This window comes from Arthrobacter sp. 05N33_2 (genome assembly GCF_056397425.1).
The window spans coordinates 1-17513 of record NZ_JBFTNJ010000019.1 but is presented as its reverse complement, the minus strand read 5'-3'; the positions used below and the strand labels follow the sequence as shown (position 1 = coordinate 17513).

General features: G+C 66.0%; 16 protein-coding genes. 4 read left to right on the top strand and 12 right to left on the bottom strand.

From position 1 onward, the window contains the following. Positions 1-23: 23 nt before the first annotated feature. The 10 genes from AC1DHX_RS10750 to AC1DHX_RS10705 all read right to left on the bottom strand — a co-directional run bounded on the left by AC1DHX_RS10750 (position 24) and on the right by AC1DHX_RS10705 (position 12546). Positions 24-1010 carry a 3-hydroxyacyl-CoA dehydrogenase family protein gene (locus AC1DHX_RS10750; RefSeq protein ID WP_476859710.1) on the bottom strand — a complete coding sequence of 329 codons (987 nt, stop codon included), beginning with the start codon at positions 1008-1010 and terminating at the stop codon, positions 24-26. Positions 1011-1012: 2 nt separating this feature from the next. Further along, a complete protein-coding gene (locus tag AC1DHX_RS10745; RefSeq protein ID WP_476900025.1) occupies positions 1013-1495 on the bottom strand; it encodes a ribose-5-phosphate isomerase in 483 nt (160 codons plus the stop codon). Continuing rightward, complete coding sequence (gene dhaL, locus AC1DHX_RS10740; protein ID WP_476900024.1) at positions 1492-3264, bottom strand: dihydroxyacetone kinase subunit DhaL; 1773 nt, start codon at positions 3262-3264, stop codon at positions 1492-1494. Before dhaL ends, AC1DHX_RS10745 begins: the two co-directional genes overlap by 4 nt. A gap of 113 nt (positions 3265-3377) precedes the next feature. After that, positions 3378-4382, bottom strand: a complete 1005-nt coding sequence (locus AC1DHX_RS10735; protein ID WP_476859708.1) for a sugar phosphate isomerase/epimerase family protein — start codon at positions 4380-4382, stop codon at positions 3378-3380. 78 nt (positions 4383-4460) lie between these two features. After that, positions 4461-5588: a 2-hydroxyacid dehydrogenase gene (locus tag AC1DHX_RS10730; protein ID WP_476859707.1), complete on the bottom strand. Its 1128-nt coding sequence runs from the start codon at positions 5586-5588 to the stop codon at positions 4461-4463. Next, positions 5585-6925, bottom strand: coding sequence for an MFS transporter (locus AC1DHX_RS10725; RefSeq protein WP_476857129.1), 1341 nt, complete (start codon positions 6923-6925; stop codon positions 5585-5587). Before AC1DHX_RS10725 ends, AC1DHX_RS10730 begins: the two co-directional genes overlap by 4 nt. Positions 6926-7095: 170 nt before the next feature. Then, complete coding sequence (locus AC1DHX_RS10720; RefSeq protein ID WP_476859706.1) at positions 7096-7806, bottom strand: GntR family transcriptional regulator; 711 nt, start codon at positions 7804-7806, stop codon at positions 7096-7098. A gap of 593 nt (positions 7807-8399) precedes the next feature. After that, entirely contained in the window at positions 8400-9470 is a 1071-nt protein-coding gene (locus AC1DHX_RS10715; protein WP_476859705.1) for an alkene reductase, read from the bottom strand. A gap of 82 nt (positions 9471-9552) precedes the next feature. After that, positions 9553-10608 carry a 2,3-butanediol dehydrogenase gene (locus tag AC1DHX_RS10710; RefSeq protein ID WP_476900023.1) on the bottom strand — a complete coding sequence of 352 codons (1056 nt, stop codon included), beginning with the start codon at positions 10606-10608 and terminating at the stop codon, positions 9553-9555. 147 nt (positions 10609-10755) lie between these two features. Beyond that, entirely contained in the window at positions 10756-12546 is a 1791-nt protein-coding gene (locus tag AC1DHX_RS10705) for an NAD(P)-binding domain-containing protein (protein ID WP_476859703.1), read from the bottom strand. A gap of 205 nt (positions 12547-12751) precedes the next feature. Between AC1DHX_RS10705 and AC1DHX_RS10700 the strand changes: the two genes are divergently transcribed. Continuing rightward, complete coding sequence (locus AC1DHX_RS10700; protein WP_476859702.1) at positions 12752-14089, top strand: helix-turn-helix domain-containing protein; 1338 nt, start codon at positions 12752-12754, stop codon at positions 14087-14089. Positions 14090-14096: 7 nt separating this feature from the next. Here the strand turns inward: AC1DHX_RS10700 and AC1DHX_RS10695 are convergent, their stop codons facing one another. Together AC1DHX_RS10695 and AC1DHX_RS10690 are read right to left on the bottom strand one after the other, a co-directional pair. Next, the gene (locus AC1DHX_RS10695) at positions 14097-14960 is read right to left on the bottom strand and encodes a hypothetical protein (protein ID WP_476900022.1); all 864 of its coding nucleotides are present in this window, start codon (positions 14958-14960) and stop codon (positions 14097-14099) included. 59 nt (positions 14961-15019) lie between these two features. Then, on the bottom strand, positions 15020-15607 hold the full coding sequence (locus tag AC1DHX_RS10690) for a DUF6318 family protein (protein ID WP_476859805.1): 588 nt from the start codon (positions 15605-15607) through the stop codon (positions 15020-15022). 267 nt (positions 15608-15874) lie between these two features. Here AC1DHX_RS10690 and AC1DHX_RS10685 point away from each other — a divergent pair, with 267 nt between their 5' ends. From AC1DHX_RS10685 to AC1DHX_RS10675, 3 genes are all read left to right on the top strand, one after another. Next, entirely contained in the window at positions 15875-16309 is a 435-nt protein-coding gene (locus AC1DHX_RS10685) for a pyridoxamine 5'-phosphate oxidase family protein (RefSeq protein ID WP_223915503.1), read from the top strand. A 162-nt stretch (positions 16310-16471) separates the two neighbouring features. Then, entirely contained in the window at positions 16472-16945 is a 474-nt protein-coding gene (locus AC1DHX_RS10680; protein ID WP_079550431.1) for a very short patch repair endonuclease, read from the top strand. A 161-nt stretch (positions 16946-17106) separates the two neighbouring features. Beyond that, a complete protein-coding gene (locus AC1DHX_RS10675) occupies positions 17107-17433 on the top strand; it encodes a hypothetical protein (protein WP_476859700.1) in 327 nt (108 codons plus the stop codon). Positions 17434-17513 lie beyond the last annotated feature (80 nt).

The following is a 17513-nucleotide window of genomic DNA, read 5'->3' as shown; positions in this document are numbered from 1 at the left end:
AAGTGAAAGAGGAAGATGCGGAATCAGCTGATGGGGGCGGGGCCGAGCTCGTCGATGAGCTTCTGCATGGCCACGTACGCCTTGTTCCGGTAGGCGATCAGTTCCGGCGTGCGCACCGCCGGGACGTTCAGGAAGCCAGCTCCGGTCTTGGTGCCCAGCTTTCCGGCCTCCACCAGGTCGGTGAGGATCTTCGGGGTGGCGAACCGTTCCGGGAAATCGGTCTGGAGGGACTTGTAGCAGAAGTTGTAGACGTCCAGCCCTGCCATGTCGGCGATCGCGAAGGGCCCGAAGAACGGCAGCCGGAAGCCGAAGGTGGTGCGGACCAGGGTGTCGACGTCCTCCGCGGTCGCGATCTCCTGTTCCACCAGCTGGGCGGCCTCGTGGAACAGCGCGTACTGGAGCCGGTTGAGCACGAAGCCGGTGACGTCCTTGACGACGGCGGTCTGCTTGTTGGCCGCGTGCACGAGGTCGCGGACGGTGCCGACCGTCGCGGCCGAGGTGCCGGCATGGGGGATGATTTCCACGCCCGGGATGAACGGGGACGGGTTGGAGAAGTGCACGCCCAGGAAGCGTTCCGGGTTGGTGACCGGCTCGGACAGGTCCGCGATGGAGATCGTAGACGTGTTGGACCCGATGATGGCGTCCGGGCGGGCGGCCGCGCTGATGCGGGCGAGGGTCTGGTGCTTGATCTCGATGACTTCGGGGACGGCCTCTTCGATGAAGTCGGCGTCCGCCACGGCCTCCTCGATGTCCTTGGCGGGCCAGAGGTTTTCCTTCAGGATTGCGGTGGCGCCTTCCGGGAAGAGCCCGGCGGCAACGAATTCGTCGGATTCGGCCAGGAGCCGCTCGTAATTCTTCTGGGCCACTTCCGCGGACACATCCGCGAGCGCCACCCGGGCGCCACCGAGTGCCAGGACCTGTGCGATCCCGCCACCCATGTAGCCGGAGCCGACGACGGCGATCTTGCGGGCGGCGTTGATGGCGGCTGCGGTTGCTGTTGATTCGGTCATGTTCAGACTGCCTTCGTGTATTCGGGTTCGTACGAGCAGATGGCGTCCACCTTCGCGGCGGAGGAGGAGTTTTYGTCGAAGCGGTGGCTCAGCCATTCGCCCACGAGCTTCTTGGCCAGTTCCAGCCCGATGACGCGCTGCCCCAGCGTGAGCACCTGGGCGTTGTTGCTCAGGACGGACCGCTCCACCGAGTAGCTGTCGTGGGCCGTGACGGCGCGGATGCCGGGGACCTTGTTGGCCGCGATCGCCACGCCCAGGCCGGTGCCGCAGATCAGCAGCGCCCGGTCGGCGTCGCCGTCGGCGATCTTGCGGGCCGCGTCGACGGCGACGTGCGGATAGGCGGTGGAGTCATTGGCGCCGACTCCCACGTCCTGCACGGACGCCACGCGGGGGTCGGCTTCGAGGAGCGCCTTCAGCGCGTTCTTGTATTCGACGCCGGCCTCATCGTTGCCGATGACCACGCGCCAGCCTGTTGCTGTGCTCATGCTTGTGCTCCTTGTTCCACCGGCTCGGGGGTGCCGGGCCGGGATCCTGTGTCTGCGGTGTCGGTGTGGGTGGATATCCGGGTCGCGATGAGGGCGAAGGACACCGCTCCGGGGTCGGGGTGACCGAGGCTCTTCTCGGCGAGCGGGCGGGCCCGGCCTTTGAGCGGACGCAGCCCGGCGGTCCGCTCTGCGGCGGCTGTGGCGGCGGCCGCCGCCGCGGCGAGGGAACCGGCCACTGGTGTGCCGGCGTCGAACGCGGTGAGGAACGCGTCCTGGAACGGCAAGAGGGCGTCCACCATGGTCTTGTCCCCCGGCTCGGCCTTGCCGAGCGCGGTGATGGCATCCACGAAGGCCGTGACCGCGGCGGCCGCGTCCTCGCCGCTGTAGCTGTCCTGGTTGCCCAGGGCCTGTCCGGCGGCGATGATCGCCGAGCCCCAGAGCGCACCCGAGGTGCCGCCGGCGCGTTCGCTCCAGGCCTCCCCCGCAGCGGTCAGGACCCGCGACGGCGAGGCGCCGCCGTCGTTCGCGGCAGCCTGTTCGGCCGCGGTGACTGCCGCGTCCACGCCGCGGCGCATGCCGATCCCGTGGTCGCCGTCGCCGGCGACGGCGTCCAGGCGGCCCAGTTCTTCCTCATGCTCGACCACCACGTCCCGCGCCTGGCCGAGGAAGTCGGCGGCCATCCGGCCGAGGGCTGCCGCCGCGGCGGTGGGCCGTTCGACGTCGGCGGTCTCTTCGGCGTCCGGACCGGCGAGTTCGCGGCGGGCACGGGGTGCCAGGTTTCCCTTGCGGAACGCCGGGGTGTCGGCCGGGGCGGCCCAGTACTGCTCGAGTTCCTCGTCCAGCCACAGCAGGGTCAGGGACAGGYCGGACATGTCCAGGCTCGTGACGAGCTCGCCRCATTCGGGTTCGACGACGGTGAGCCCGGCGGCGGTGAGGAGCTTCTCGATCTTGCCGAACAGCAGGAAGAGTTCGTCGTACTTGACCGTGCCAAGGCCGTTGACGATTGCGACCACGCGGGTGCCGGCGTCGTCCGGTTTGTCGGCCAGGAGCCGGCTGACCAGGAGTTCGGCCAGTTCGGAGGCGGTGGGCATGGGGTGGTCGGAGATGCCCGGTTCGCCGTGGATGCCCAGGCCCAGGGACATGTGCCCCGCGGGGACAGAGAACAGCGGGGCCTCCGCGCCGGGCAGCGTGCAGCCGTCGAAGGCCACGCCGAGGGACCGGGTGCGGTAGTTGGTCCGGATGGCCAGCCGTTCGACGTCGTCCAGGCTCAGTCCCGCCTCTGCGGCGGCGCCGGCGATCTTGAAGACCGTCAGGTCCCCGGCGATGCCGCGGCGCTTCTCGATCTGCTCCAGCGGGGCGCTGGCGATGTCGTCGGTGACCAGGACAGTGCGGGTTTCGATGCCTTCGGCGTTGAGGCGCAGCTGGGCCTGGCCGAAGTGCAGGACGTCGCCGGCGTAGTTGCCGTAGCTCAGCAGCACGCCGCCGCCGGCGTTGGCCGTCTTGGCCACGCGGTAGACCTGGCCGGCCGCGGGCGAGGCGAACATGTTGCCGCAGGCCGAGGCGGTGGCCAGTCCGGGCCCGACGAGGCCGGCGAAGGCCGGGTAGTGCCCGGAGCCGCCGCCGACCACCAGGGCCACCTGCCCGGAGGCGACTTCGGTGGAGCGGACGACGCCGCCGTCGACTCGGGCCACGTAGCCGCGGTTGGCCGCAACGAAGCCGTCCAGTGCCTCATCCGCGAAATCAGCGGGATTGTCGAAGATCTGGGTCATGGTTCCTCATTGAATCCGTGTTGGAGAACTGATGCTGTGGGTAGAGAGGTGGGGTGGTGCGGCCGCCCCCAAGTGGCTTGACGGCCGCACCACGCGCCGGTGTCGGCGCCCGTTCAGGCGCTGGCGAGTACCGTGGCCGCCGGCAGCTGCCGGCCCTGGGCCACTTGGCTCGTGCCGAGGGCGTAGCCGTCGGTCTTCGGCAGGACCTGGCGGCGGAGGTAGTCCTGGTTGCTGGCCGTGACGCTGAGGCCGTCGCCGCCGTAGTGCTCGGTGCACAGGATGCCCTGGAAGCCGACGGAGAGCGCGGTCTTGAACGCCTCGCGGTAGTTGATGAGGCCGCTTTCCATCGGGGCCGGCATCGCCACGTAGGTGTCCCGGGCGACGTCCTCGTCGCGGATGTAGTTCTTCATGTGCCAGTAGTTGGAGTACGGGAGGGTCTTGGCGACCATCTCGCGCCAGTCCTCGATCGGGCGGTGCAGCCGGATGAGGTTGCCGATGTCCGGGTTGATGCCGACGTTGGCCAGGCCGATGTCCTGGACCAGCTGAACGGAGGAATCCGCGGTGCCGAGGTACGTGTCCTCGTACATTTCGAGCGAGAGCAGGACGCCGACCTCGGCCGCGTGCTGGCCGAGTTCGCGCAGGCGGCTGACAGCCTTACCCCACGTTTCCTTGTCCCCTACCGGGTCCTTGTACCCTTCGACGGTCCAGAACCAGAGCTGCTTCTGCTGCTCGGCGGTGATGGCCTGGTGCAGTCCGAACGAGACGACCTCGCAGCCCAGCTCGGCGGCGGCGTCGATGGTGCGGTGGCTGTACGCCAGGTTCGCTTCCCAGTTGCCTTCCTCGATCACGCTGCGGCGGATGGCCGAGATGACGGGGATGCCGATGCCGACGTTATCCGCGGTCTGCTTGAACTCGGCAAGCCGCGGAGAGCTCAGGTCGCCGGGGCGGACCCAGCTGTCCGTGAGGTCGGCATTGGCAAAGCCGGCGTCCTTGACCTCGCTGAGGACCTCGGCCCAGGCGGAGGCGTCGGCGTCGTTGATGTGGTTGCCCTGCGCGTCGGTTCCCGGGAACTGCAGGAGCGCTGCGGTGATGGGCCAGTTTTCGGCTGTATAGGCCATGGGTTCACTCCTTCGTGGAATCCTGTTTCCTATAGGATTTACTATCTATAGGGATGTTGTCAAGGTCACACCCCCGGGTTACGGGCGCTTCGCGGCGAAGGCCGCGGTCGCGAAGACCTCCGGATTCAGGACGTTGGCAGGGCGCTCCCCTGCCGCGACCGCCAGGATTGACCCAATGGCGCTGGCAGCGACGTCCCGCGTGAAGTCCTCGGTCCAGCACAGGGAATGCGGGGAAAGCACCACGTTGTCCAAGGTCAGGAGCTCGTCGTCGGGAAGCAGGGGTTCCGGCTCAAAGACGTCCAGGCCGGCGCCGGCGATCCGGGCCTCCCGCAGGGCGTCCCGGAGGGCATCCGTGTCCACGAGCTTTCCGCGGCCGATATTGATCAGGTAGGCGCTTGGCTTCATCCGCGCCAACGCGGCCGCGCCGATCAGTTTTTCGGTCGCCGGTGTCAGCGCGGCGCAGAGCACAACGTAATCCGAGCGCTCCAGGAGCTCATTCAGGCCCAGCAGTTCGACGCCGAGTCCGGCGGCCTCCGCGTGGCGGCCGCTGCGGTTGTTGCCCACGACTTTCACCCCGAGCGGGGCCAGGAGGCGGGCGAGCTCAGCGCCCACGCTGCCGAAGCCCACGATGCCGACCGTCTGGCCCACCAGCGGCGCGCCGCGGTAATGCTCGCGCTGCGCCCAGTCAGAGGTCCGGGTCAGCCTGTCCTTAGCCAGGAGCTTGTGCGAGAGCGCCAGGAGCAGCGTCAGTCCCGCCACCGCCAACGGCCGCCGGATGGCATCCGGGGTGTTGGTGACAACGATGCCGGCGCGGGTGCAGGCGTCCAAGTCGATGGTTTCGTAGCCGGCCCCGAACCGGGCAATCAGCCTCAGGTCCGGGGCGTGGTCCACGGTGAGTGAGTCGAAGGCAATGTGCCCCAGGGACAGCACGGCCTGGACCCCGGCGAGGTCGGCCAGCGGAACCGGGTCTGTGTAACTGGGCAGGACGCTCCAGCTGATGCCATGCTCGCTGAGCCGCTGCAGCCCCAGATCCCCGTGAATGGAGCTTCCGTCCGGCCGCGCGGCGTCGGCCGTGACGGCCACGGTGAACGGCGAGCGGGCGGTGCCCGCAGTGGTGGTTCCCGCCGCAGTGGTGGTTCCCGCCGCCGGGGCGGCCGCCGTGGGGGCGACCGCCGTCGTCGTCAATGCATTTGTTGCTGTGCTCATGCGTCGGTTCGGCTTTCTGTCTGCGTTGCTGCGGCCTTGTCCTTGATGGGTTCGCGGACCAGCACGGTGTATGCCACTGCGGCCAGGGCGGCGATGACGCCGCCGATCACGAACGACGGCGCGTAGGAGCCGGTGGCATCGGCGATCACACCGGTCAGCAGAGGGGCAAAGGCGCCGCCGAAGTAGCCGCCGAAGTTCTGGATGGCACCGACGGAGGCAACCTGTGAGTTGTCCACGATGTCGCCGGGCATGGCCCACGCGGCCGCCTGCATGGTGGCGACGAAGCCCAGTGCCACGGTCATGACAGCGATGGCGAGCGGGAGGGAATCTACGAACGGGATGAGGCAGATCAAGATGCCGGCGGCAATCGCTGCAATGGACATCACGTGGCGCTTGGCCAGCAACGGATCGCGGCCGGCCTTCTTCGCGTAGCGCGTCATGACCCAGCCGCCGGTGATGCCGAGGATGGCTGCGCCGAGGTACGGGACAGCCGCAAGCCAACCGGAGGTGGCGATGCTGGCACCGCGTTCTTCCTGCAGGTAGAGCGGCAGGAAGACGATGAAGATGTTCCAGATCCAGATGACGCAGAAGAATCCGGCCATCATGCCCCAGATCTGGCGGTGCTTAAAGAGTCCGAGCCACGAAACCTTCTTGGCAGTCAGGAGCTGGGTGGTGCGCTGGCTTTCGATGTAATCCAGTTCCTTCGCGCTGATGCGCTTGTGCTCTTCGGGAGCGCGGTAGTAAAGGAAGAAGGCCAATGCCAGCACGATGCCTGCGACGCCGAGGAAGAGGAAGATGGCCTGCCAGCCGAACGCGAGCATGATGGCGGTCAGGACGGGCGGCGCGATGGCGGGTCCCCATTTGGAACCGCTGTCCCAGATGGCGGTGGCCTGTCCGCGCTCGGCCCGGGGGAACCAGTCGGCGGTGAGCTTTGCCGACGCCGGCCCGTTGGGGGCCTCGGTGATGCCGAGCAGGAAGCGGAAGGTGACGAATTGCCACATCTTGGTGCCGACGGCCATCAGCGCGGTCGCGATGCTCCAGCCCGCGATTGCGAGGAAGTACATCCGTCGGGCGCCCAGCTTGTCCACAAGCCAGCCAGCGGGCAGCTGGGCAAAAGCGTAGGTCCAGGAGAACACGGTGCCCAGGAGGCCAATGTCCGTCCGGGTCATGCCGAAGTCTTTGATCAGTTGCGGCGCGGCGATGGAGATCGCACTGCGGTCCATGTAGTTGATGATGCCGGCGGCCAGCGCCCAGCCGAGAATCCACCACCGCAGATTCTTGATGGTGCGGCGTGTTGCGGACTCCTTGGGCCCTGCGGCCAAAGTTTCTGTTTGCACTCTTCACTCCCTTGTGACTCCCCATGCCGGCACCGTAGCCGTCACAATCGAAGATCCTATAGGGTCTTCGATCAGCTGTGAAGAGGGTCACAAAAAGAGGGCGCAGAAGCCGGGCGTGGCGCGCTGTTACGCGGTGTTGGGCCCGCGTGCGTCAGCCTGGGAAGTGAGCCTTATTCCGCGGGGGCGTCCGCGATGGCGCGGCCGCGCACCTTTTGCACGTGCTCGGCCATGGCGGCTGCGGCCTTCTCCGGATCGCCCGTCGCCAAGGCATCCAGGACGGCCTGATGTTCGGCGATCGCGTGGTCGGCGTCGGTGATCCCCACTCCCCCGAACAGGCGGAAGCGCTGAATCTGTCCGCCGAGGGCGGCGTAGGCGGCCACCATGAACTGGTTGCCCGTCTGCTCCGCGATCAGCCGGTGGAACCGCTCGTCGGCCTCGAGGTAGCCGCGGAATTCGGCAAAGGAGGGCCCGCGCGGTGCGTCCTTGAGATCGTCGACTGCTTGTTCCAGTTCGGCCAGGTGGCCGGGCGTCAGCCTTGCACACGCCAGGCGGGCGTTCACGGGCTCGATCGCGAGCCGGGCTTCCATGAGCTCGGCGAAGTCTTCCCGGGTGAACACCGGAGCAACCCGGTAGCCCTTAAGGGCCACGCGGCGCACCATCCCGGTGTGTTCCAGCCTGGCGAGCGCCTCCCGCACGGGGGTGGGCGAAACGTCGAGTTCCCGGGCGGTCCCGTCGATGCTGACCGCGGTTCCGGGTTCCAGCCGGCCATCCATCAGCGACGCCAGCAGTTCTTCATAAACGTGGTCCGCCAGGACCTGCCGGCTGACTGCGCGGCCGGCGGGGCGCCCCTCAGAATGGCTGCCGGTGGAAGCTAATTGCATCTTCAGATCCTATAGGACTAGGCACGGCGAGGCCCCCTCCGGGACATGCCCATTTGCCGCCCCCACCGCTGGACATGCCCCTCGCTCCGCACCATGGGCCCACGGGGGACATGCCCAATCCCGGCGCCAGCCACGGGACATGTCCAGTGGCCAATTCGTAGAGGGAACATGTCCCGGCGGCCCCGATGTGCAGGACGGGACATGCCCAGCCACACATGTCACCGCGGAGCATGTTCAGTCTCGGACCTGCCCTGCGAGGGACATGCTCATTGTTAGATGCGACCAGTGGGCAGAATGGCATTCTGCCCACTGGTCGTGGCGGCCGCTGGGCATGTCCCATGGCCATGATGCGCCGCGAGGAACATGCTCTCTCTTGCAGATCATCGCGGCACATGTCCGGCAGCGGGTGCGGCCCTGTGACTCGCGCATTCAGTCTCGGACCTGCCCTGCGAGGGACATGCTCATTGTTAAATGCGATCAGTGGGCAGAATGGCATTCTGTCCACTGATCGTGGCTGCGGCTGAGCATGTCCAACCGAGCGTGCCCTGCGCGGCGCGTGCGGCGCCGCGGGAGTCACCGCACCGCAGTTGGTCCTAGTTCTGGTAGGCCGGGTAGTCGGTGTAGCCCTCGGCGCCGTCGGCGTAGAACGTGGACGCGTCGGGCTCGTTGACCGGCAGGCCTTCGCGCCAGCGGCGGGCGAGGTCCGGGTTCGCGATGGCCGGGCGTCCGACGACGACGGCGTCCGCGTGCCCGTCGGCAACCAGCGAGATGGCCTCATCACGGGTGGTGATGACGCCAAATCCGGTGTTGACGAGGAAGGCGCCGTTGAACCGTGAGCGCAGGTCCTGGACCAGTTCGCCGGTGGGATCCTTGTGCAGGATGCTCAGGTAGGCCAGGTTCAGCGGAGCCAGCGCGTCCACGAGGTGGGCGTAGGTGGCCCGGACGTCAGCCGCATCGAGTTCGAGGGCACCCTGGACATTGTGCTCCGGCGAGATGCGGATGCCAACACGGTCCGCGCCGACGGCGTCCACCACTGCCTGGGTAACTTCAATCACGAAACGAGCCCGGTTCTCCGGAGAGCCGCCGTAGACGTCGTCGCGCTGGTTGGCGGCCGGAGTGAGGAACTCGTGCAGCAGGTAACCGTTGGCCGAGTGAAGTTCGACGCCGTCGAATCCTGCCTCAACCGCCTTGCGGGATGCCGTCACGAATTCGTCGACAATGCCCGGCAGTTCCTCTGTGGTCAGGGCGCGCGGGACGGGGAACGCCTGCTTGCCCTCGTACGTGCGGGTCTCGCCGTCGATGGCAATGGCGCTGGGTGCGACTACTTCGTAGCCACCGGTAGTGTCCTGGTGAGTGACGCGGCCGGCGTGCATGACCTGGGCGAAAATGCGGCCGCCCTCGGCGTGCACGGCGGCTGTGACGTTGGCCCAGCCCGCGAGCTGCTCGTCGGTCACGAGGCCGGGCTGGCCCGGGAAGCCGCGGCCTGTGTGGCTGGGGTATGTGCCTTCACTGACGATCAGGCCGAGTGAGGCGCGCTGACGGTAGTGTTCGACCACCAACGGGCCGGGGATTCCTTCTTTGCCGGAGCGGACGCGGGTAAGCGGCGCCATGACGAGCCGGTTGGGTAGTTCCAGCTCGCCGAGGGTCATCGGGGAAAACAGCATGCGCAGTTCCTTTCGCAAGGGGTTGGTTCATTGGCGGCAACTGCGAGGCGTCTGCAACTATTCCCGCGTGAGACTCGGATCACTACGGGTGGACGATGATCTTCACCGCGGTGTCGTTGTGGTTGATCAGCGTGTCAAACCCCTTGTCCACCAAGTCGTCCAAGGCGATCCGCCCCGTGATGAAGGGTTTCAGGTCCACTTTTCCTTCCTGGACGAGCTTGATCGCGGCTTCGTGGTCGCCGCAGTAGGCGATGGTGCCGCGCAGGTCAATTTCCTTCAGCACCACTTTCTGCATGTCGACCGTGGCCGGGTGCCCCCAGATCGAGACGTTGACGACGACGCCGGCGGGCCTCACGACGTCGAGCATGGTGTCCAGCACCGCATTCACACCGGCACATTCAAACGCCGCATCGGCCCCCGTACCGTTGGTCAGTTCCAGCACGCGCGCCTTGACGTCCTCGGCACTCGGATCGAGCACGTGATCCGCGACCCCGGACGAAGTCGCCTTGTCTTTGCGGGCGGCCGACAGCTCGGTAACGATCGTGGTGACGCCGATGCCTTTGAGGACCGCGGCGGTCAGCAGGCCGATGGGTCCGGCACCCCCGACGACGGCGACGTCCCCGGCTTTGACGCCGCTCCGGCCGACGGCGTGATACGCCACCGCAAGGGGTTCGATCAGTGCGGCCTCGTCCAGGGGGATGTCGCCGACAGGGTGCACCCACCGGGTGTCGACGACGATCTTCTCGCTCAAGCCGCCACCGCCGCCCGCCAGGCCGATGAAGCCCAACTTGGTGCACAGGTTGTAGTGGCCGCTGAGGCAGGGACCGCATTCATTGCAGACGTAGTACGGCTCCACGACGACGTTGTCTCCAACGGCCAGACCGCTGACGCCTTCCCCCAGTTCCTCGACGGTGCCGGAGAACTCGTGGCCGAGGGTGACCGGGGCGRCCTCGTGGGTGAGCCCGTGGGGGTGGCCGGGCGGCGGGGTGAAAATGGGTCCTTCCAGGAATTCATGGAGGTCCGTGCCGCAGATACCGCACCAGGCCACGGCGATCTTCACCGTTCCCGGTCGCAGCTCCGGCTCTTGAATGTCTTCGATCCGGAGATCCTCGCGGGCGTGGAATCGTGCTGCTTTCATGGTGTTTCACCTTCGCAGTCCAGGACCGTGGATGCGCCCGGTCAGGCGCATCCACGGAATAAAAGTTGGATTTTCACAGCGGGGCCGTAGCCCCAGTCTGGTGGCCGTGCCTGAGATTGTCACGACCCCGTGAGTCGGCGCGTGCGGTTAGCGCGCGTGATGCGTGGGCTGCAGCTCGAAGACCGGCGTCGGCAGTCCTTCCATCCTGGCCTTGAGCTGCAGGGCAAGATGGTTCGAATAGTGCCGGCTCTGGTGCAGATTGCCGCCGTGGATCCACAGGTTCTCCACGTTGGTGGGCTTCCACATGTTGCGCAGTTCCCCCTCCCACGGCCCCGGATCCTTGGGCGTATCCGATCCGAACCCCCAGCACTTGCCGACGGCGTCTGCCACGTCGGGCGAGACCAGATCCGTCAGCCAGCCGTTCATCGACCCATACCCGGTGGCGTAAATAATGACGTCGGCATCCAGCTCCGTTCCGTTGGCCATCACGACGGAGTTGCCGGTGATCTTGCTGACCTGGCCATTGGCCAGCTTGACCCGGCCGTCGATGATCAGCTGCGAGGCGCCGACGTCGATGTAGTAGCCGGAGCCGCGCCTCAGGTACTTCAGGAACAAGCCGGAGCCGTCAACGCCGAAGTCCAGGTCAAAGCCGGCAGCCTCGAGCTGGGAGTAGAACTCCGCGTCCCGGCGGGCCATCTCCGCATAAACCGGGATCTGGGCTTCGGGCAGAATCCGGTACGGCAAGGAGGCAAACAGCAGGTCGGCTTTCTCCGTGGTGACGCCGTTGGCCAGTGCCTCTTCGGAGTACAGCCCGCCGAGAGCCAGGTCCATGAGGGATTCACTGCGGGCAATATGCGTCGAGGACCGCTGGACCATGGTGACGTCCGCGCCGTGTTCCCAAAGGTCGGCGCAGATATCGTGGGCCGAATTGTTGGACCCGATGACCACGGCTTTCTTGCCGGTCCAGTCGCCACCGCCCGGGTGCTTGGACGAGTGGTACTGCTCCCCCAGGAAGGACTCCGCGCCGTCGAACGTGGGGACACTCGGGTACCCCGATACACCCAGGGCGAAGACGAGCTGCTTCGGGCGCAGGGTGACCGGTTCGCCGTCGCGCATCACCTCCACCACCCACTGCTGGGACGTTTCGTCGAAGCGGGCATTGGTGCACTCGGTCTTGGACCAGTAGTTCAGTTCCATGATCCGTGTGTAGTTTTCCAGCCAGTCGCCGATCTTGTCCTTGGCCGCGAAAACCGGCCAGTCGTCGGGGAACTTCATGTAGGGCAGGTGGTCGTACCAGACCGGATCGTGCAGGTGGAGGGACTTGTAGCGGTTCCGCCAGGAGTCACCCGCGCGCTCATTCTTTTCGATGATGATGGTGGGCACTCCGAGCCTCCGCAGCCGCGCGCCCAGCCCGATCCCGCCCTGGCCGCCGCCGATGATGACGGTGTAGGGCTGGTCTTCGTAGCCGAGCCTCGCCTCCTGCTCCTCCTTCAGTTCCAGCCAGGATTTGCGTCCTTTGGTGATCTCGTGGGCGACCCCCTTGTCCCGGTTGGGGCCCTTCTTTTCCTCAAAGCCCTTCAGCTCCTGCATGGTGGTGAGCAGGGTCCAGCATTTGCCGTTCCGGAGGCGCAGATGGGCGTAGCCCCGGGCCTGGGCGGTCTCGAAGTTCACCCAGGCCTCGGCATTGGCGGCGTCCCCGGTGGCGTCCTCGGCGAGGGTCCAGTTGCTGGGCTGCACGTCGCCCAGGGTCGCCTCGAGCATGCGCCGGATGTCCTCTTTGCCCTCCAGCGTCTTGAGGTTCCAGGTGAAGGAGACGAAATCGCGCCAGTACGAGTCGTCGTCAAAAAGTTCCAGTGCGGCGTCCGTGTTGTGGCTGCGCAGTGCCTCATCGAACTGCGCCAGCCACGCCCCGACGACGCCGTTTGGTGTCTCAGGCATGTTTCCTCTTTCCATTGCTGACAGGGGGCCGCTCCCGTTGCGTGGCGCATAGACCACGCAGTGACCCGCATCACAAGTAAAAGTCGTAGGGGGTTACAATCGGGTTACACGGAGCTCTCAAGCTGTCGGCGGGCGCGCAGGTTGGCCGACGGCGGCAGGGACCCAGTCGGGTGCGACGATTCGAGGGCGAGTTGAGGGAATGAGCATGCGGCAGGGCAACGGCCCCAACACGCATCCCTCGGACCTCAGGTTTTCTGCACCGGCGGAGTACGCCCGAATTCTCCGGGCGGCGCACGAGACCACGATTTCTGGCACTCCGGATCCGCACCTCTCGCCGTCGCTTATCAAGTCCTGGCAGCGCTCCCTGGCTCTGGGCATCAATCCGGACCAGCACCGGCCCCTGCACCGGCATGAAGTCTCCGAGGCGCGATCCCTCAGCGCCGGCCATCGGTTGGCTGCGGTGATGCCGGCGCTGTCACAGCTTCTAGCCGATGAGACCGTGACCGGACGCCATCTGCTGATCGTCACCGACCACGAGGGCGAAGTGCTGTGGCGCGTCGGCAGCAAGCAGGCCTTGCGGCTCGCGGACTCGCTGGAGTTCGTGGAGGGCGCCGACTGGTCCGAATCAGGGGTGGGCACGAACGCCATCAGCGAGGCCTTGGTGACGGGTGCGCCGGCGCAACTTTTCTCGGCCGAGCACCTCGTGCGGACCCACCACGACTGGGCTTGCACCGCATCCCCCATTCGCGACCCTTTGACCGGCGACATCGTCGGCGTCCTGGACGTCTCTGGCCCGTTCGAATCGGTCACGCCGGACAGCCTGCGGCTGGTGCGTTGCGGAGTGCGGCTCGCAGAGGAACTGCTGAAGTCGGCCCCGTTTCCCGACGGCGGCGTCGGCCGCTCGGGGCAGCGGTCCCCGGGTGGCGAGCGGGCAGTGCGCGACGGCGGCGCCCGACCCCAGCTCGTGCTGCGGCTCCTGGGGGACGCGCCATCCGCGGCGGTCGACGGCGGCATCAGCCGTCCGCTGACTGTGCGCCGCGCCGAGATCCTGGCCCTGCTGGCCTCGCGTGATCAGGGCTGGAGTGCCGAAGAATTGGCGTACGAGATCCATGGCGATGCGGGCACCGGCGCGGCGATCCGGACCGAGATGCACCGGATCCGCGCCATTCTGGGCGATGTCCTGGAAGCGAACCCCTACCGATTCTCTTCAACCCTCAACGTCGTGACCGACGTTTCCGTTGTGGCCGGTCATCTGCGGGACGGTCGGGTTGCCGAGGCGTTCGCGGCGTACCCTTCAAAACTGCTCACCCGTTCGGTCAATCTGGCGATCGGGTTCATGCGCGACGAGCTCAACACGGCCGTGGGAGCTTCCATCCGGTCAAGCGGTGATGCCCGGCTGATGCTGCAGTGGTGCACGAGCGACATGGGGTCCTTCGATACGGGGACTGCGGCTGCCATGGCTGCTCTTATGGGGCCGGACGACCCGCGTTGCCAGCTCGTGAATGCCCGGATGGAACGGGTGGACCGGGAATTGCGAGCCTAGCCACGGACTAGGGCGGCGGCGGGGCGACCCCCGGGCAGCCTTGGCCTCGGGGATTCTGCAGACACGTGTCTGCGTAGTTCCTGGTGATAGTCCGCCAGACACTGACGGTCTGTGGCGGCGAGCTGAATTGCCCTTGGCCGGGGATGGGCAGCGGCGGTCCGCCATTGACGGAGTAGGTTCCCTGGAAATGCGTCGTCAAAACCACCGGGAAGTCGCCGGTCTGGGTGTACACGTGACTCGTCAGGGTCTTCTCGCCCCAGCGATCCTGTGGAAGCGGTCCGCCGGCCACCGCTTGCGGGCCGAGCGAGGTGCCGTCGCCATAGCTCCAGGAGTACTGGACCGGCTTAGCCACAATAGCGACACTTTGGCCCAGCATATCGACGCCAAATGTTTGCTCGATGGCYTCGGCATAGAAATTTGTCTCGGCACCCCTGAGAGTGTGTGGGCTCGGCTGCATGACGCTGCGGCCGGCATTGATTGGTAGTTGCTGAAATTTGGTCTGAATCTGGGCGGCAATCTGGCCCAGCACGTCTACGGGTTTCTCGAGATAGACACACCGGTCAGGCGAGATGCGGCTCCAATCATTTGGTCCCGCAACAACCAACTTCCACCACCATCTAACGGGGCGGYCGTTTTCGCCAGCGTTACACTCTGCCGTCGCCGCTAGACACGGAAGATCAAAGTTGTTGTTATCTATCAGGCACAGATACTCGAACCTGTATTGGAATGGGCTCTCCGGAGCAGTCCCGGGCGCATCCACCCAAACCCCGAACGTCGAGTCATACCTCCACACGCCCACGCCCGTCTCGTTCCAGAAAACGTCGGATGCTTCGGCGTTGGCCGAAGGGCTAACGGCCATCGAAAAAGACATGACAGCGGCGAGCATAATCCCGATACCCCACCGGTTTCGTCCTGAACGCGCGAGGCGATTCATGCACCGATCCGGTCAACATCCATCGCCATCCAACGACCGTCAGAGAAGCGGAGAATCATGATATCTGCGAGCACTTGGGAGGCAGGCACGGATTTCTCGACGCTTGAGTCAGCTCGATAGAGGGCTCCTGCCGACTGCTCCAACTGTGTGGTCACCTGGTAGGTACCCTGGGATGTCTTGACGAAGTTGGTATAGGCCCCCTTCGCTTGGAGTAGCCCTCCCGCGATCCATCGTCCTTCCGAGTTCCACTCCACAATTCCCGAGCGCACCTTCGCACATAACCTGCAGGATGAGTCTGTCACCTCATCCATCAGCCGGAATTCCCCAGTCTGATAAGCGTAATTCAGCAGCGTGTACCAATGTTTTGCAAAGGCAACAGCGCCTTCCTTCGTCTCCGCCTTCGCAGCTTCCGGCAACTCGGGTACTGGCACGTTCTGCGCCTTGCCGGTCGCGTCGGCGGGCTTGTAGCTGGCAGTAGGTGTCGGAGTTGCGCTCGGGGTGGCCGGCTCTGAGGGACTCTGCGAAGCAGCAGGTGGAGATCCGGGAGGCGGCGTTCCACCCCCGCTGCACGCTGTGGCCGACATCAGGGAGATCGACACCCAAGCGACCGCACAGGCTCGCCAGGGACCGGAAAGCGAAGTGCGAGATGTCATGGTCAGCTACTCCCCCGATAGAAAATCAAGACGATTGAAGCCAATTTGTGGGTTAAGGGTAACCGAGATCACATTTTGTCGGTCAAAATTATCCACAGGCAGCATGTGCCCACCCGTCGGACCGGAAGAACACCCCGGCGGTCCTTGCCGGTCCTTTAGCCCCTAGCCAGCGACGGCCTGATTCAGAACAATGAACCCATGATGTTCGAACACGAAGACGGCAATCCGATCCTCACACTTGACGACGACCAAGCCTGGACATTGATTGAGGGCACAAAGCACGGCAGGCTCGTGGTCACCGTGGCCGGAGAACCCGACATTTTCCCGGTGAACTACGCGGCCAGCGGCCGGAAACTGTTCCTCCGCACCGCCCCGGGAAACAAACTGGCCGAGCTCACCATCAACTCGAAGGTACTCTTCGAAACCGACGGAATCCTGTCCGACGAAGCATGGTCAGTAGTCCTGCGCGGCACTGCGCGCGTGCTCGACCAATCGGCGGATATCGCCGACGCCGAGGCCCTCGGGCTGAAACCGTGGGTTCCAACGTTGAAGGACTTCTACGTCGAAATTACGCCGACGTCGCTCAGCGGACGCCACTTCCAGTTCGGCGAACACCCGGAGCGCGAAATCTAACGCCCGACGGCGGCTGCCGGCCCGCCGTTCCCCGGCCCGCCGTTCCCCGGCCCGCCGTTCCCCGGTCCGACGCCCCCGGTTCGCTTCAGACCCGCGCCCCGAGGCTGCTGCCCGACGGCTGTTGCCCGGCGCCAAGACTTGGCACCCGCCTAGACTTATACAATGGCGGACAAGCTGACTCCGGAGCGGCGCAGCTGGAACATGTCCAGGATCCGGGGCAAGAACACCAAGCCGGAAATGCTGGTCCGCAGGCTGCTGCACGCGAAGGGATACCGCTACCGCCTGCACGGCACCGCGGGCGGCGGCAAACTTCCGGGCAACCCCGATCTCGTCTTCGCCGGCCGCCGCAAAGTCATCTTCGTCAACGGCTGCTTCTGGCATTTCCACGACTGCCGGGTGGGCCAGCACGCACCCCAGGCAAACGCCGAGTTCTGGGAAACCAAGCGCACGCGCACCCGGAACCGCGACGCCGCCCAGCGGCTTCAGCTCGAACTCGATGGCTGGGAAGTCCTCACCGTGTGGGAGTGCGAACTGAAGGACCGATCGGCGTTGGAGCTCCGCCTCGATGCCTTCCTCCAGGGCCCTCCCCTCCACAGTCCCTTCCTGCACAGCCCGGCCCGGGACGAGCCCTCCTGAGGATCTTCGCTGAGCAGCAACGCCCCGCGTGTCGCGCGGCCCACCTCCGGTGCAGGCTGAACGACCTCAGCTAATATTCGACTCCGGGGGCGATAGGCATTATTCGGTCAGTACCAACGCGTACTGCAAACACGGGAGAGCGCACGATGCCGCACTTGCTGATGTCCAACGACCAGCCCGAAACGGCTGCTGCGCCAACAGATTCCAGCCCCACAGATTCAGACCCCACAGTTCTGCCTTTCCGTCGCCTCGGCCACACGAGGCTCCACGGCTTCCGGCCCCGCCCGCTCCGCGGAGCGAACCCGGATCTGGAGCCGCTGCGCCGGCAGGCGGCCTCGATCATTGATGAGGTTCTGGCTGGCACCAGCCCGGAAGAAGCTGACGTGCGGGAGAAACTCCAGTGGCACGTCGACAACAACCCGGGCCAGCCGGAAAAGGCGCTCCTGGAACATTTGCGGACAGTGGCCGACCAGCAGGAATCCGCCTAGCCGGCGGACCTGTCGATACTGGCCTGCCGGAGCACTTCGCCCCACGACTGCTGGGCAAGATYTGCCACAAGATCTGCCAC